The following is a 16,485-nucleotide window of genomic DNA, read 5'->3' as shown; positions in this document are numbered from 1 at the left end:
CGTCGCCCAACACGTATATCTGGGTATCGAGCTGTAATCAATCTTAAGCAATCTGTCAGCCCAACCAGGACAAACGTCTCTCGATTTCATATCGAATTCGTGTCGTTGGGCGTCGATTTCTAGTGTCTCCGACACGACGAAAACAGTGAGGTCCCCGTGGTAAAGAGAATCGCAGTGTGTGGCCTTGGATATGTCGGCCTGCCCGTAGCCGTCGCATTTTCCAAGCGCTTTGATGTCATTGGCTTTGATGTGGATAAGCGTCGAATCGCACGGCTGAAAGAGGGTGATGACTGGACTGGCGAAATCGAACGCGACGCATTGCTGGCTTCCCCCATGCAGTTCACCGACCAGGTGACGGAATTGGAAGGCTGCGACTTTTTCGTCGTGGCCGTGCCGACACCCGTCGATGAGAAGAACAATCCGGATTTCTCGCTGCTGGTGCGCGCTTGCCGATCGATCGGCCCCGTACTGCGCCCTGGATGCATCGTGGTGTTTGAATCCACCGTCCACCCGGGCGCAACCGAGGAAATCTGCGGCCCCGAGCTGGAGAAGGTGTCCGGCTTGCGCTGCGGCGTCGACTTCAAGCTGGGGTACAGCCCCGAGCGGATCAATCCGGGCGACCGCGAGCATCCGCTGGAGAAGATCGTCAAGATCGTGTCCGGTCAGGACGAGGCCTCGCTGGAAGTCATCGCGGGCGTCTACGAGAAGATCATCGACGCAGGGGTGCACCGCGCCTCTTCGATCAAAGTGGCCGAAGCCGCGAAGGTGCTTGAGAACACGCAGCGCGATATCAACATCGCGTTGATGAACGAAATGTCGAAGATCTGCGATCTGGTCGGCATCCGCACGTCGGAAGTGCTGGCTGCGGCAGGCACCAAGTGGAACTTCCTGAAGTTCACGCCCGGCCTTGTCGGCGGCCATTGCATCGGCGTCGACCCGTATTACCTGACGTCCAAGGCGCAAGAGCTGGGTTATCACCCCGAGGTGATCCTGTCGGGCCGCCGCATCAATGACGGCATGGCCAATCACGTCGCCTCGCGCATCGTCCAGACCTTGGCCCGCAACGGCCGCCTGAATGCCTCGACCCGGGTCGGCATCCTGGGGATGACGTTCAAGGAAAACGTGCCGGACATCCGCAATTCGAAAGTGGTTGATCTGTACAACGCCCTGGGCAAGTACGGCATTACGCCGGTGGCCTGCGACCCGATGGCCGACGCGGGCCAGATGGAGCACGAGTACGGCATCAAGCTCGCCGACCGCGGCGATTTCCGAGACATGGATGTGCTGATTCTTGCCGTTCCGCACCGCGAAACCATGGACACCATCTGGGACGACATGCCCAGTCTGGTCAAGAGCGGCGGGATGGTCTGCGACCTGAAGTCCGTGCTTGACAGCAAACGGCTTGCTTCCGACCTCTTGTACTGGACTCTTTAAGTTCGGTCTCGCTACCCATCACTGCAGGAGAGACCCAGAATGACTGCATTTACCACTGCTCCGATTGGCACCTGCCGCATCCATACGCCGCTGCGCGATGCCGTGGGGCGCTATCCGATCAAACTGCAACTCGGGCGCAACTACGGTTTCGTGCATACCAGCGCCGAGGCGCTTCAGCAGGCGCGGTTCATGTTCGGCCAGGGCGATATTCCCGCCGACGTCCAACGTCTGATCTTTCGTCCCTCGAATGGCGAGCAGGCTCGCCGCGGAACGCATAAGCCGGCCGATCTTTACATGGTCGAGCTTTCTTCGCGCAAGCTGCTGACCATCGACGGCTATCCCATCCAGTCCAACTACGTGGTGCGCTACTTCAGCGAGTTCTTCGCCGACCGTACCCGCACCCGGACGTTCTGGTCGATGGCCCATGCTGACCGGCTGGCCGAAAGGCGCGCGTTGCTGGACCGGGACCCGGTCTTCAAGAGCCTGTCGTCCGAGGATCGCGAGCTGTTGGCGCGCATCGTCAAGCGCGATCAGACGGATGAAGAGATCGAGGCGGAAATGCGCCAGCTGGTCGATCTGATCGGCCATGACAAGGTGGTGTTCGTCACGCACGTCAACGCCCTGACGCCTGACAACATGCCAATCGAGCAGCGGCAGCAGTTGATCTCCGTCGTGACGGAAAGCGCGCAGCGCATCGGCGTGCCTTGCTACGATCCCACGCCGCTGATGAACAAGGTCGGGCAAGCCGAAGCGATGGAAGACGGCGGCCTGGACCTGACCCACTACACGCCGCTCTTTGCCGAGCGCCTGTACGTGGACTGGTTCAAGAACTTCATGCGTCCGCGGATGAGCGGCACCACGCCCCATATCGCCGTGCCCAAGCTCGCCGCCGAGGACAGCGTCGAACGCATCGAAAAGATCTGGGACTCGGGCAATTTGCGCGAGGCATCGCGCCGTGTGCGCGACGTGCTGCGCCGCCACCCCGGGCTGCCCGATCATGTTCTGCTGTTCGCCAGGATCCAGGAAGAACTGGGCGACTACGAAGGCTCGCTTGCGTTGCTGGGCAGCGCGGACGGCGCATTGGCGACCGGCAGCAAAGCCGAGCAGATCCTGATGCGCAATCAGTTCAAGCTGGGCCGTTTCGATGTGGCCTACTCGCTAGCGGCCGGCCTGCTGGGCGACGAGATCGAGACCCCCGAAATCGTCCGCATCGCGGCGGTGTCCGCGGGCCAGCTGGGCTACGTTGACGAGGCCCTGGGCAATTGGAAGCAGTTGTTCCGCATCTCGTCGCCGGAAGACGCGAGCGCGGTCGAAGCCGCCGATACGGTGCTGTCCCTGCTGCAGACGAGCGGCGACATGGAAGCCGCCATCCGCTGGGTCCATGAAGTCCGCGCGGTGATGCCCACGTATGGACGCGGCTTTGCCGTGCTGTGGCGAGACCGCCTGCTGGCCGGCGATCGCACCGGGCTGCGTGCCCTGGCCGCCGAGTCTCCCGCGCTGGATGGCGTCGTTGCGCTGGAGCTCGTCAAGGAAGCCTCGTGGCGCGGTTTCATCATGGCTTCGGCGGCGTTGGCCGCGTCTTGCCACCTGGCCGACAGCCAGCAGGAAGAGATTTCGGAATGGCTGCTTGCGCAGTCGGCGGCATGGGCCGAAGAAGGCAATCGCGCCTTGGAAGAAGGACGCCTGCGCGACGCGGCCGAAAGGATCTGCGCGCACCGCCTGCTTAATCCCAACGCCCTGACCGGCGCGCGCGCGCAGCGTGCATTCGAACGTGCCATGCGTCTTGGCGTGCGGGCCGCGCTGTTGGCGGGCAACCACAAGGAAGTGATCGACCTGACGGATATCGCCCTCGACACCCAGGTTGCCTTCCCCGAGTTGGACGCGATGCGAGGCCGCGCGGCCGACGCGCTGGGTGACAAGCAAACCGCCATGCGCCATCTTGCGCAGGCCGCAGCCGGCGAATCCGCTCCGCTCAGCGCGCAGCTGTTCTTCGCGCGCGCCGCGTTCAACGGTGGCTGGTACGGCGAAGCGATCGATGCCTACAAGATGGTTCTTGCCCATCCGTCGGCCGACCAGAGCGCCAAGGAAGAAGCAGAGCGCCAGTTGGGCAGGCTCGGGCCGCGCGCGATTCGCGGCGCCCGCGAGAGCCTGTCCGCCGGTGATCATCAAGCGGCCTGGACCTTGCTGGAGCGCGTTGCGCAGTCTTGGCCGGAGATGACCGAGGTCGACCGTGAAAAGCGCCGCATCCTTACCGTTTTGTATGCCGAAGCGCGTGCGCTGGACCCGGCGAGCGCAACCGAACGCCTGGCGCTTGGCGAGAAGATCGTGCAACTCGTGCCGGAAGATCCGATCGGCCTGCGTCTGGCCGCCGTTGGCGCCATGCGGCTGCATCGTTTCGAACAAGCGCTGCCGCACTGGAAAAAGCTCCAGGAACGTTCCGATAATCCGGCTCAGTTCGACCATTACATCGAGCGCTGCCAGGTCTGGATCGAGAAGATCAACCGGAGAAAGGCGGCATGAATCCACCACTGATTACCGAGCGTGCGGACGCCAAGTCCGACCTTCAATGGGTTCAGGCCCAATTAGAGGAAATCGTCGCGGCTTCAGGGCGGGTTCAAGTCGCACAGGAAAACCTGGCTCGCGCGAAAGTGCTGGCGCGCGATCACTTGGAAGATTCGAAGGTCCGTTTTCTTCTGCTCAGGCTGAAGGAGTCGGCGGGCTTGAACGAGGGCATGGCCGAACAGTGGGCAACGCTGTTGCAGGAATGCCCGGACGACCTTCAGATCGTCCGCTATTGCGCAACCCGCCTGGTGAAGGAGCGGCATGTCGACGCGGCGTTGGAGCTGGTCGACCGCCATCTACCCGAATCGGCGGAGAGCCCCGACCGCTTGTTCGCCCGGGCCAAGCTGCTTAGCGACATCCGCGCGCACGAGCAATCGGACGCGCTGTTCCGCCGGTTGATCACGCAATACACCGACCGGAATATGCGCGTCGAGTTCGCCAAGCGCTTGCGCAAACGCGGCTTGCTGGCCGATGCGTTCGAGGCGATTGCGCCGGTGGCCAAGCATCTGACGCCGGGCAGCAAGGCGGCGGAACTTGCCGACGGACTGGCAAGCGACTATGCCTTCTACCAGCGCTTCGAATCGGAAGAGGGACTGGTTGGAAAGGACATCAGGATCGTGTCGATGAAACACGCGATCTTGCACTTTCGGGATCGGAAGGTTGCCGAGAATTCGCCGGAAAAACCTGTGTCCGTGGCGCTTGTGACCGGCAGCCTTGGGCCGGGCGGCGCCGAGCGTCAGCTGACCCGGCTTGCCGGTGAACTGACCCGCTTGGCGGCGTTTCCCGAGCAGCGGCCGGCCGACGTGCTGATGAAGCCGAAGAAGGTGGAAGTGCTGGTGAAACAGCACACCGAGCCACCGGGTTCGCCCAAGAAGCAAGAGCTGGATTTCTTCCTGCCCGTGCTGGTCAAGGCGCAGATTCCGGTCACGGAAATCAATAAGCTTCCCGCTGTGTCCGTGTCCCATCAAGCCGTTCCCGAGGGCAGCCTGGGCCGGTTGCTGGAACAATTGCCTCCGCCGGTTCACTACGGCGTGACGCGGCTGGCGCCGGTGTTGCGCGCCGTCTCGTTCGACGTGGTGAGCCTGTGGCAAGACGGCACCTGCCTGTTTGGCGCGTTGGCGGCGCTGCTGGCCGGCACGCCGACCATTCACCTTGTCTTCCGCGGACTGCCGCCCAATATCCGCAAAGACCGCTTCCGCGAAGAGTATCCCGAGCTTTACCAGGCCTTGGCCCAGGTGCCCGGGGTGGTCTTCGTCAGCAATAGCCGCAAGGCGGCGGAAGCCTATTCCGAATGGCTGGGCATCCCCATCATGCGTTTTCACATCCTGTACAACGGCGTGCCGGATCTGGCGACTGACGCGTCCGACGCCGATAAGGAAAAGTGGAAGGCCTTCCAGGAAAGCACGACGGACGCCACCGAGACGATCGGCGGCGTCTTCCGGCTGGAGCCGGACAAGCGTCCGCAGCTGTGGATAAAGCTTGCCGCGCTCTATCTGAAGGAACGCCCGAAAGCGCGTTTCGTCATTGTGGGCGATGGACGCCTTCGAGAGAACATCGAGGCGTTGGCGCATGAGTTGAACGTGACCGAGCGGCTACTGCTTGTGGGCTTGTCGAACCACGTTGGTTATTGGTATTCGCAAATGGATGCCAGCGTGCTGCTGTCCCGGTACGAGGGGTTGCCGAATGTGCTGATCGAAGCCCAGTTGTTGGGGGTGCCGGTGATCTCGACGCCTGCCGGCGGCGCGGGCGAGTGTTTTGTCGAAAACGAGACCGGCCACTTGCTCAGCGATGTCGACCACCCGGACCTGCACGAGGCGTGCGAAAAAGTCGCGTCGATGGTGGACCAGGTGCGCAGCAACGAGCAATTGAGGGCGCATAGCCGCCACCGCGCGCAAAAACTGTTTTCGCTTGACGCCATGCTGACCAAGTTCCTGGCCTTGTGCATGCCCGTCTCCGAAAACGACGAACGCATGGATCTGCAGCCCATGCGCTTGATGCAAGCCTGATTGGCCGCTTATCTTTTCGAGCTGCTAACGCTAAAGGATTTTATGCAAATGAATGTCCCGGCTCCGGGCCTGCGGCGCAACGCGGCCCTGGCCCTGATGCTGCTTTCCGCGCTTTCACTCACGGGCTGCCAACTGCCGCGTTCTGGCCCGATGCTAAGCGAGATGACGGGGGCGCACGACGACAAGGATGTCGTGGTGATGCCTGTGTCGCGTGATCTGGTGCAGAAAAGCCGGGTGCCCGACGTTGCTGATTTTCCCGTGCGCTATCGCGATCTGACGCAAGCGGGATTCGACAGTCTGGTGCCTGGCGATGGTATCAATGTGAAGGTCTGGGAGCGGGGCGGGCTGGGCGTGTTCGCCGCCGACCCGTCTGGCGTGAGCGACCTGGGTAACCAGGAGATCGACCGGGCGGGGAATGTCACGTTCCCCATTCTTGGAAAGTTCCGGGCCGAAGGCCTGACGCTGGGCAAGCTGCATGACGCGATCGTCGCGCGCCTGTCCAAACTGGTCGTGGGCGCCGACGTCAGCGTGACGCGCGCGGCCGACGCGCGCGGGCAGATGGTGACCGTTCAGGGCAACCTGACCAAGCCCGGCATGTTCCCCATCACGCAGACCGCGCAGCGCCTGAGCAGCGCGCTGGCGCAGGCCGCGCCCGTGCAGACGAATCCCGAGCAGCTCGTCATCAGCTTGCGCCGCGATAACCAGGTTGCGTCGGTGCGGTTGTCGGACATCTATCGCAACCAGAACAACGACATCCTGCTGCGGCCGGGCGATGTCATCACCGCCTATGACTCGCGTGAATACCTGACTGTGCTGGGCGCGGCGGGCACGCAGGGGCGCGTGGCCATCAGCAAGCGCAACTACAGTGTGCTGGATGCCCTGGCCGATTCCCGGGGGCTTGACGACAAGCTGGCCGACCCGCGTTCGGTGTTCCTGTTCACGCCGGCAAAGGCCGGCGTTGCCGGCAAGCCCGACATGCTGCCCGTGGTCTACCAGTTTGACCTGACCCGGCCGGAGCAGGTGGCGCTGGCGCGCGAATTTACCGTGCAGGAAGGCCAGGCCATCTACATTTCGGATGCGCCGTTCACCCAGGTGCAGAAGGTCTTGTCGGCGTTCCGCGTCACGATGAGCGCAGGCTTCAGCGCCACGCGGGCTATCGACAGCGATTCGGGCTCCAGTTCATCCGGCGTATCGCAATAGCGTGTCGATGAGCAACGAGGATCGGATCAAGGGCTGGCGCTCGCGCCGGAAGGATAGTAACTACGCGGTGGGATCCGGCGTCGCCGCCTGGCGGCTGGATCCGGCAACGCTGTTCGAGGAAAAGGCCACGCCGGCCGTGTTGCTCAAGCCGTTGCTGGCGCGCCTTCAGGGCGAGCCGCACGACTCCGTGGGCGCCCGGCGGGTGGTGTACGAGGCCGTGCAGGCGGAGTTGGACGCGGAGATCGCGCGGAGCGCGGTCAACGAGACGCTGGCCGATTTTTCGCGGCGGCGCTTGCGGCTGATCGTGCGCCTGCTTGAGCAGGATATCCGCGCGGGCATCGACGTGTTCGTGCCGGGCCACATGCCCGCCAAGCTGGTGGCGGAAGATGAGCGCCTGGCCGCCGCGCACGCGCGGCGCGTTGAACGGCGCAAGCAGGACGAAGCGCGCGAGGCGCGGCGCCATGCGTCGCGCAACGATATCGCGCTGGAAGTCGAGCTGTCCGGGGACGAGGCCGGCGACCTTGCCATTTTGCGGGACCGCATGGCCGCGTTGCACGAAGGGGGCCACCCCCGGGATGCGGGACGCGGCCGGCCGGTCGGACGCACGCTGTTGGCGTTGTTCGTCTATCAGCTGCGAGTGATCCACGGCGAAAGCCGGATCGCTTTGCTGTGGGCCCTGGTGGGCCCGGTGGTGCTGCTGACGTTGATTTCGTCGCTGTACATCCTGATGGGCACGCATTACATCCTGGGCATGGACGTGCAAACGTTCTCGCTGTTGGGGGCAACCACGTGGATCATGTTCCGGCAGATCATCTTCAGAAGCAGCGCGGCGTACATATCGGCCCGCGGCTTGCTGAACTTTCAGGGCGTGACGCCATTGATGTGCGCGCTGGTGCAGGCGTTGATCTACCTATCGGTGTATCTCGTGGTGTTCGGGGTATTGATCAGCGCTGGCCATGCGTTGGGCCTCATCACGTTGCCGGAAAGCTGGGCGGGATTTTTGCTTTTCGTGGTGTTGATGGGCGTCTGCGGCGCGGCGATGGGGGTCTTGTTCGGGTCAATCGCAACCTTCTGGCATTTCTATCTGAGGCTTGCGCCGGTGATCGAGCGGTTCTTGCAGATTTTCTCCAGCGTCTTTTTTGTTTCGGAACAGTTGCCGGAACATCTGCGCCCGTGGATCCTTTGGTCGCCGTTCGCCCATGGCATGCAGCTTTTGCGCTCGGCGTACTTCGAGGCCTACGACTCCCAGGATGCAAGCTTGGGCTATTTCCTGACGTCGTTGGTGTTCTTGATGGTGGTCGCCCTGGCAGCCGAACGCTTGGCGCGTCCCAACGTCCAGCCGATGTAAGGGAAGACGATGATCCATTTGAATGGCGTCACTGACGAACCCTATGCTTTCGGAAGCCGGCAGCCGCTGCTGCTCAATGCCGACCTTGATATACCCGTTGGCCGCTACGCGTTGCTCTCGCATTCGCCGGAACTGCATCGTCAGATTGTCGACGTGCTGTGCTGCCTGCGTCCGCCGCGTCAGGGGTTCGTCAAGCACGACGGCGTCGTGTCTTGGGCGATCGGTCGGCAAGGTTTCATTCGCGGCAAGGCCAATGGCCTGAGCATCATCGATTTCGTCAGCGAGATGTACGAAATCGATGCGGCAGCCACGCACGAATTGGTCGCGGACCTGATCAGCGATCCCAAGTGCCTGGCCAAGCCGATGGAGCATTGGCCGCTTTACGCACGGCAGGAATTCTCGTTCGCCCTGGCGTTGGCGCCGGCGTTCGATGTGTACGTGATCGAAGGGGCCATTCCCTTCGAGCCTTGCCGTTTCACCCGCCTGTGGCTGGCTCTTTTTGAAGAGCGGCTGATTGGCCGGACACTTATTTTTTCCAGTTACCGCCAGAATCAGATGGCGGACTACTGCCTAAAAGGCTTGATTTATGAACGAAGCGCTCTCACCATCGAAGACGACCTCGACCAGTGCATCAGCAGGTTCCCCCCGCGACGATCACGGAGCGAATCCGGCACAGGCGACGACGGCTTCGGAGGCGGCTTCGAGGAAGGGCAGCTCGGCCTCTGAGGGCGGCTCCGAAATCGAACGGCGCCGCCGCGAACGGCAGTCGTCGCTGCGTGAACGCCGCCGCCACCGGTGGATCAACGCCTTCATTGTCGTTGCGCCGGTCGTCCTGGCCTTGGTCTACGTGCTGTGGATCGCGACGCCGCGCTATGAGGCGGAGTCGCGCTTCTTCGTGCAGTCGGGATCTGGCCAACAAGGCGGCGGAGGCGGCGCGGCAAGCCTGCTGACCACGGGAAACATGGGCGGCATGCTGGGCGGATTCGTGGACGGATGGGCGGTCGCCGACTTCCTGAAATCGCGCGATGCCATGCAGCAGCTGGACAGGAAAGTCGGCCTGCGCCAATACCTGATCCGTGCCGGCATGGACCCGTTCAGCCACCTGTCCGAAGATGCCAGCGAAGACGATCTTTATCGCGCTTACCGGGCGTCGGTTCAGGTGTCGTTCAACGCGTTGGAACAGATCGACGTATTGCGCGTCAGCGCGTTCTCCCCGGAAGACGCCGCGACCTTGTCGAAGGCGCTGATCGGCCTGGCGGAAGCGTTTGTCAGTTCCATGAACGAGAAAGGCGTGGCCGACAAACTGAAGGTCAGCGAAGAGTCTGTCCGGCTGGCCGAACAGAAGGCGTTTGCCGCGCGAGAGGCGCTGACGGCATGGCGGACCACGCACGGCAACATCGACCCGACCGCGACGGTGGCGATGTTGTTGAACTTGTCCAGCCAGCTGGAGTCGGAACTCAATAGCGCCCAGATCAATCTGGACAAGATCCGCGCGCTGGGCAACAAAGACCATTTCATGCTTAAACCCGCCGAATTGCAGGTGTCGGCCCTGAAGAAGCGGATTGCGTCATTGCGGCGCCGGCTTAGCGGCGAAGGCAATACGGAAGCGAAACAGTTGAAGTCGTATGAGGCGCTGCGCAACACCCAGGCCTTCGCGGATTCGAACCTGACGTTGGCGCAGCAGACCTACCAGCAGGCGGTGACGGATGCGCTGCGGCTGCAGCGGTACTTGTCCATCATCGCGCAGCCGGTGCCGACCGACCGGCCCAGCAGTCCGCGCATGGCAATCTTGCTACTGCAAGCATTGGCCCTGGGCTTTGTATTGATGTTCATCTTCCGCGTGGCGACGGCATTGTTGAGGGGGTTGCGTCATGGTTGAAACGGCTATTGCGAATCGCCAAGTGCAGGCCGACGCCACCACGCGGCTGCGCGAGGTCATCAAGGGCATCCATGCCGCGGACGACCCGGCGCGCGACATGGCGGCGCTGTCGCCAGCGTTGTTGCCGGTTGACGACGGCTGGCGCGATGTGCGGCGCTTGCTGGTGTCCCCCTTCGTGCGGGAAGGCAGGCTTGTTGCCGCGATTGCCGCACTTGAGGTGCTGGTCGCGGCGTATCCCTCGCGCGTCGATGATCGCCGCTTGCTGGCCAGCCTGCTGGGGCGCACGGAACAGTGGGACCGCGCCATCGCCGTGGCGGATGCCGCCGCCGGCATTGAGCCCGATACCGCGGCGCTGCATGCCGCGCGGATTCAGCTGCGGGTGCAGGCTGGACGGGTGGCCGAAGCCGCCGACGTCGCGCGCGCAACCGTTGGCCTGGTGCACCGCGAGCCCGGCGACGCCCATTCCTGGATGTTGGCCTTCGCGCGCAACGGCGACGTAGCCGACGCGGCCGGCATCGCGGCGGCCTTGGATCCGAATGCGTTGCCGAACGAACGCGTGGCGACGATGGCTGTGCGCGCTTTGCTTGAAGACGGCAGGGTGGCGGCGGCGATCCGGCTGGGCGATGCCGCCTTGGGCGCGGGCCACGATTGCGCCGCGCTGCGTTCGTCCCTGGGCTTGGCGCACCTGCGGCGCGGGTCCGAGGAAGATCGCAAGACGCATGCGCTGGCGCATTTCGAAGCGGGGCTGAAGGCGTCGCCTGCCGATGTCAGGCTGCTGACGCTCTATGGCGAAACCCTGTTGCGCGCGGGCCGCGCCAAGGAGGCGGTGACGCCGCTTGAGCAGGCCATCGCCTTGGCGCCGGATCTGGAACAGACGCGGGCCTTGTACGCGCGAGCCCTGCGCTACACGCTGCAATACGGCGAGGCCGCCGATCAGATGATGATGCTGGTCGAGAAATCGCCCGACAAGCTGCTTTGGCAGCGGGCCGCCATCGGTGCGCTGTCCCAGGCGGGCCGCAACGCAGAGGCCGAAGCGCTATACGCGCAATACGTGGCGAAACGCGGCGCCCATTTGCCGGCGACCTTCCAAGAGGCGCTGGACCAACTGGACGAGCGGCTGCATACCGCGCCGATACCGCAGGCGCGCCTGGACTGGGCCTGGTCGTTGCGCGGAGATCCCAACGCCGATCGGGCGGAATGGGAACGCCGCGCGCGGTGGGGCCACCTGGTCGACCACCTTTTGTACGACTGGCTTGAATGCCGCGAAGACAGTGCCGAAGAGGCCATGCAGGTGCTGGGCGAGCTCGACACCGGCGAACGTTTCTTTGCGCCGTTGTTGGCGGCTGGACGGGGCGTGGTGGTCGCCACCGCGCACGTCGGGCCCATGTATGCAGGACTGATGGCGCTGGAATTGCTTGGCATCCCGTCGCGCTGGCTTGCGACGGCGCCCAGCGTCGCCCAGAGCAGCTACGCCACGGCCCTGATTTCCACCGCGGACCAGACCGAGGCACAGGTCGCCAAGGCCTGCATGCGCGCGCTGGGATCGGGTTACGTGCTGTGCCTGGCCATCGACGGCGCGGCCAACCCCGCCGCCCCGCGCGTGACCTTTGAAGGGCAGGAAGTCACTTACTCCGGTTTTGCGGCCCATTTGGCACATCGCCTTCGGGTGCCTTCGGTGTTCTACGCGCCACGCTGGGAGAACGGTCACGTAGCGTATACGCTGGAGATGCTGCCCGCCGTCGAACCGGGCGAGGATGCCGATGCTTACTCGCTGCGATGGCAGAAGGCCTATTTCGAGCGGCTGCGTGAACACGTGGCCGGCCCGCCCGAGAACCTTCGCCTTAGCGGGGGAATCTGGCGTCATGTACAGGCCGCGGACCGGTCCGCGCAGCAATAGGAGCGATCGTCGATGAAGCCAGCAATGAATGCGATGCTGGGGCTGCTTGCCTTGGCGCTGTGGCACGGCGGGGCGGCGGCCGCGAAGGCATCATGCGAACGCCCCGATGAGCAGTGTCCGTTTGTCGCGTCGCTGCTTCAGCAACGCGAGGGCTATGGCGCCCGGGCCACGGGCGGCCTGGGTGGGAAGTTCATCGAAGTCACGTCCGACCAGGACGCCGGGCCCGGTACGCTGCGCGCCGCGTTGGCCCAAGCCAAGAAAGGCCCCACCTGGATCCGCTTCGCGTCCGACATGACCATCGTGCTGGATTCGCAGCTGCGCGTGCCGTCGAACATCACGATCGACGGGCGCGGTAAACGCGTCACCTTGATCGACGACGGCTTGGGCGTGTATGGCAGCCAGAACGTCATCCTGACGCATCTGACGATAGACGGGCGCTTGACCCGGCTGACCCAAGCGGTGAACGTGGCCAATGGCAGCCGCGACGTGTGGGTCGACCACATGGACCTGTCGCGGATGTCCGACCGGCTGCTCAATGTGAAGAACGGGTCGACCGACGTCACGATCTCGTGGACCAAATTCCATAATTCGAACAAGGTCATGTTGTTGAACAACATTACCTCGAAGAACCTGTTCCAGAATTACGACCGCGATTCGATCGCGCGGGTGACGCTGCACCACAATTACTTCTTCAATACCGTGCAGCGCAATCCGAGAGGGCAATTCGGCACGTTCCACCTTTTCAACAACCTGTTGGAGAACTGGGATTTCTACGGCATGAGTTTCAGCCTGGAAGCCAAGGCGTTTGTCGAAGGGAACATCTTCAGCAACGCCACGCAGCGCAAATGCGTAGAGCCCGAGTTTTCCCCCACGGTGGAAGGCATCAAGGTGAATTACTGCCACTACATTCCCATCGCCTCCAAACGTAGCGCGTTGGAGAATGGCGAATCGGATCGTGGCGCCTATGAAAAGCTGAAGGCGCAGCATGGCTACACACGGGATTACAAGGCGTTCTTACGCCTGAAAGACAACCTATACCTGGGTGATGCCAAGCCCGTGCTGGAAGACTATCGCCCCGAATCCGCGCCGACGCCGCCGTACTGCTACGGTTACGAGAAGGCCACGCCGGAATTGGCCGAAAAGATCCGCCAGTTCGCGGGCAATACGGCGGGGGATACGCCGTTACCGGCGTCACGGACGGGGTCGGGTTGCCCGGGGTTATAGTCGCGTCCATCCATAATCAGGCATGGACGCCCGCATGCCAACAGACAGGACGTGCAGAATGAATCAACAAGAACGCAACGGCGCTTCCTCCGAAGGGCGCGCGCCCACGGGCGGCTTCGCGGCGATGGTCCCGGAGCTGGACGTCACCAGCCTGCCGGCCAGCCTGGATTTCTGGTGTCGATTGCTGGGGTTTGAAATCGCCTATGCGCGAAGAGAGGCTGGCTTCGCGTATCTGGAGCGCGGGCCGCTTCAGATCATGCTGTGCGAAATCAATAATGCCTGGAACACGGCGCCGCTTGAGCGGCCGTTTGGTCGCGGCATCAATTTCCAGATGCAAGTGGATCGCGTGGAACCCATCGTGCAAGCGCTTGCGGATGCCGGATGGCCGCTCTTTCGGCCCATCGAGGAAAAGCGCTATCGGGTCGGCGCGGGCTGGTCGTCATGCAAGGAATTCCTGGTGCAAGACCCGGACGGTTACTTGTTGCGGTTTGCGGCGGACGCGGCCCCCGAATCTGCTGGCGCCTCGGTTGCCTGACTGCCGGTGATCCGCGGGCCACGCTGTGATCTATAAAAAGGGCCAGATGCCCTCGATTCGCATCAACTGCTCACATTAGACAGTTCTTGTCATTCCCCGTTACCACGGCGAAAATCCCCTCTTGGCGCGGCGCAGCTAGCGCAAGGACGATGCTGGATCCCGCCGCCGGGGGAATCGCACGTGAAGGATGCTGGCCAGTACCAGACGCACAACGCTACCGTGCTTGAAACCAGTCCGTCGTCGGACTGGCTGTATCACTGCGCGATGAGCCTGCTGAAACACCCGGTCGACGACGCGATTTCGGCGCTGCTGGCATTCATGGGCGAGACCTCGGACGTGGACCGGTCCTGGATGATCGAATACCGCCAAGACATGCTGCGCCTGCGCAATACGCATGAATGGTGCCGGGGCCAGACGCAGCCGTTCGTGGCCGAACTGCAGGATGTGCCCACCACCTTGATCGCATGGCTGCACCGGTTCATGGTGAAAGGCCAGGCCGTGGCCATCCATGATGTGAACGACCTGCCGCGCACCGCGCGAGCCATCCAGGTCGAGTTCCAGCGCCAGGGGAACAAAAGCGTGCTGAGCGTGCCGGTGTTCCATGACAAGAAGCTCTACGGAATCATCGGTTTCGACACGACCGCCAAGCACAGGACCTGGTCCGCCGACGAGGTCCGGGCGCTGTACCAATGCGCCAACCTGATCGGACAGGCCAAGTACGCGAATCGCAGCGATTCCGGCCGCACGGCCCGGTACGACGGTTCGACCGCGGTGATCTATCTGAGCATGCGTGGCGTGGTCCGGGGCGTACAGCCCGAGGCGATCGTGGGGGTACGGTCGGCGGGCAACTACAGCGAAATCTGGCTTGAGGACGGATCGATGGTGCTGGATTCGCGCGCCTTGGGCATGTGGTCGACGCTGCTGCCCGAAAAGACATTCTTCCAGGTTCACCGGACCGCCATTGCGAACGCGTTGCATGTCATGGATGTCGACCGCCGCAGCGTCGACAAGTGGGTGATCAGGATGCGGTCGGTGGATGGCAAATGGCCGGTGTCGCGTTCGTACCGGAAATTGTTGCGCGAACGCCTGGGCATCTGACCCGGGTGAATCGGCGGGCGCCTGGCGGGCGTATGCAGTTCGTCATGCCGGCCTGTTGTTTCGTCCTGATGGATGACGCCGTCCGTCTAGTTTTTGGGATCATCCTGCATGCGGTGGAACTCCCGTTCCCCGGGCTACCTTGTGAGAATCGGCATGCTGGCGTCCCGCGCTTTTCTTCGCATTACTTCCTTGGCGATATCGGCCGCGTGCGTGCTGGGCGCAACGCCGGCGCGTGCCGCCGATCTGGCCTTGCAGGACGCCGTGTCCATGGCGGGCATGCAGCTGTATTTGAACTCGGGCGCGCCCGCCGTGATTATCGCCGTGGTGCGCGGCGACGACGTGGTCATCCAAGGTTATGGCGAGACGGCGCCGGGCAATGGCGTGGAACCGGATGCGAATTCCATCTTTCGGATCGCGTCGGTGTCCAAGGTTTTTGCCGCCGACGTGCTGGCGTCGCTGGCCGCCAAGGGCCAGTTGAAGCTGACCGACCCGCTGGCGAAATACGCCCCGGCCAATACGCGTGTCGAGACGAATGGCCGGCCCATCACGCTGCTGGACCTGGCCACGCATTCGGCCGGCCTGCCGCGCGAATTGCCGGATCCGAACGCCAAGCCGTCCGACAACCCCTTTGCCGCCTTCGATCGCGCCTACTACTGGAAGTGGATGGGCAGCCACAAGCCGGCCTACGCGCCCGGCACCACCACGCTGTATTCGAATCTTGGCTTCGGGTTGCTGGGCGACGCGCTGGCCAAGGCGGGCGGCGCGGACTACTCGACAGTGCTGGCCAACGAAGTCACCAAACCGGCGGGCCTGGCGGACACTACCAATGCGCTGAACGACGCGCAGAAAAAGCGCTTGATGACGGGGTTGGATCCATTCGGCAAGCCGGACCCGAACGCCACGGTACCCGACGTGATGTACGCAAGCGCGGGCATTTATTCAACCGCGGCGGACATGGCGCGCTGGATGCGTTGGCATCTGGACGGCGCCAGGCAAGCCAAAGAGGTTTTTGCGCTGGGCCATGTGATGTGGCTGCCGTATGACGGGCTGAAGTCAGTGGTGGGCACCGAAGTGACCGACGCCGATGGCATGGGACTAGGCTGGGTGGTGACGCTGCCGCGCAACGGCGCGCCTTTGCTGCTGGGAAAAAGCGGCGGCCTGGGCGGCTTCATGAGCTATGCCGTGCTGTCGCCGAATCGCGACCTGGGCGTGTTCGTGGTGGCCAGCCGCGTGAATTTCGCCATGTTCGGCAACATCCATTCCCAGGTGCGTGAACTGGCGGCCGAGCTGGCGCGGTGATCA

Annotated in this window: 12 protein-coding genes; all 12 read left to right on the top strand. The window is 63.3% G+C overall.

Annotation, left to right across the window (positions count from 1 at the left end):
* Nucleotides 1–174: 174 nt before the first annotated feature.
* Nucleotides 175–1,434 (top strand): nucleotide sugar dehydrogenase, encoded by a 1,260-nt coding sequence (locus ACI0FO_RS19075; RefSeq protein WP_416029130.1) that lies wholly within the window; start codon nt 175–177, stop codon nt 1,432–1,434.
* A 39-nt stretch (nt 1,435–1,473) separates the two neighbouring features.
* Nucleotides 1,474–3,954 carry a hypothetical protein gene (locus tag ACI0FO_RS19070; protein ID WP_416029128.1) on the top strand — a complete coding sequence of 827 codons (2,481 nt, stop codon included), beginning with the start codon at nt 1,474–1,476 and terminating at the stop codon, nt 3,952–3,954.
* Complete coding sequence (locus tag ACI0FO_RS19065) at nt 3,951–6,002, top strand: glycosyltransferase (RefSeq protein WP_416029126.1); 2,052 nt, start codon at nt 3,951–3,953, stop codon at nt 6,000–6,002. Before ACI0FO_RS19070 ends, ACI0FO_RS19065 begins: the two co-directional genes overlap by 4 nt.
* 42 nt (nt 6,003–6,044) lie before the next feature.
* Nucleotides 6,045–7,202, top strand: coding sequence for a polysaccharide biosynthesis/export family protein (locus tag ACI0FO_RS19060; protein WP_416029124.1), 1,158 nt, complete (start codon nt 6,045–6,047; stop codon nt 7,200–7,202).
* Nucleotides 7,203–7,209: 7 nt separating this feature from the next.
* A complete protein-coding gene (locus ACI0FO_RS19055) occupies nt 7,210–8,550 on the top strand; it encodes an ABC transporter permease (protein ID WP_416029122.1) in 1,341 nt (446 codons plus the stop codon).
* 9 nt (nt 8,551–8,559) lie between these two features.
* Entirely contained in the window at nt 8,560–9,276 is a 717-nt protein-coding gene (locus tag ACI0FO_RS19050) for an ATPase (protein ID WP_416029120.1), read from the top strand.
* 121 nt (nt 9,277–9,397) lie between these two features.
* Complete coding sequence (locus tag ACI0FO_RS19045) at nt 9,398–10,429, top strand: sugar ABC transporter (protein ID WP_416029298.1); 1,032 nt, start codon at nt 9,398–9,400, stop codon at nt 10,427–10,429.
* Nucleotides 10,422–12,326: a tetratricopeptide repeat protein gene (locus ACI0FO_RS19040; protein ID WP_416029118.1), complete on the top strand. Its 1,905-nt coding sequence runs from the start codon at nt 10,422–10,424 to the stop codon at nt 12,324–12,326. Before ACI0FO_RS19045 ends, ACI0FO_RS19040 begins: the two co-directional genes overlap by 8 nt.
* 12 nt (nt 12,327–12,338) lie before the next feature.
* Nucleotides 12,339–13,550 (top strand): pectate lyase family protein, encoded by a 1,212-nt coding sequence (locus ACI0FO_RS19035; RefSeq protein ID WP_416029116.1) that lies wholly within the window; start codon nt 12,339–12,341, stop codon nt 13,548–13,550.
* 58 nt (nt 13,551–13,608) lie between these two features.
* Complete coding sequence (locus ACI0FO_RS19030; RefSeq protein ID WP_416029114.1) at nt 13,609–14,085, top strand: bleomycin resistance protein; 477 nt, start codon at nt 13,609–13,611, stop codon at nt 14,083–14,085.
* 180 nt (nt 14,086–14,265) lie between these two features.
* On the top strand, nt 14,266–15,183 hold the full coding sequence (locus tag ACI0FO_RS19025; protein ID WP_416029112.1) for a GAF domain-containing DNA-binding protein: 918 nt from the start codon (nt 14,266–14,268) through the stop codon (nt 15,181–15,183).
* Between the two features lie 153 nt (nt 15,184–15,336).
* Nucleotides 15,337–16,482: a D-alanyl-D-alanine-carboxypeptidase/endopeptidase AmpH gene (gene ampH / locus ACI0FO_RS19020; protein ID WP_416029110.1), complete on the top strand. Its 1,146-nt coding sequence runs from the start codon at nt 15,337–15,339 to the stop codon at nt 16,480–16,482.
* The last annotated feature ends 3 nt before the right edge of the window (nt 16,483–16,485 follow it).

It is taken from the genome of Achromobacter marplatensis, assembly GCF_049060505.1.
Classification (GTDB): Bacteria; Pseudomonadota; Gammaproteobacteria; order Burkholderiales; family Burkholderiaceae_B; genus Achromobacter; species Achromobacter marplatensis_A.
Note: the sequence above shows the minus strand (reverse complement) of the source record. Positions and strands in the feature narration are given on the sequence as shown.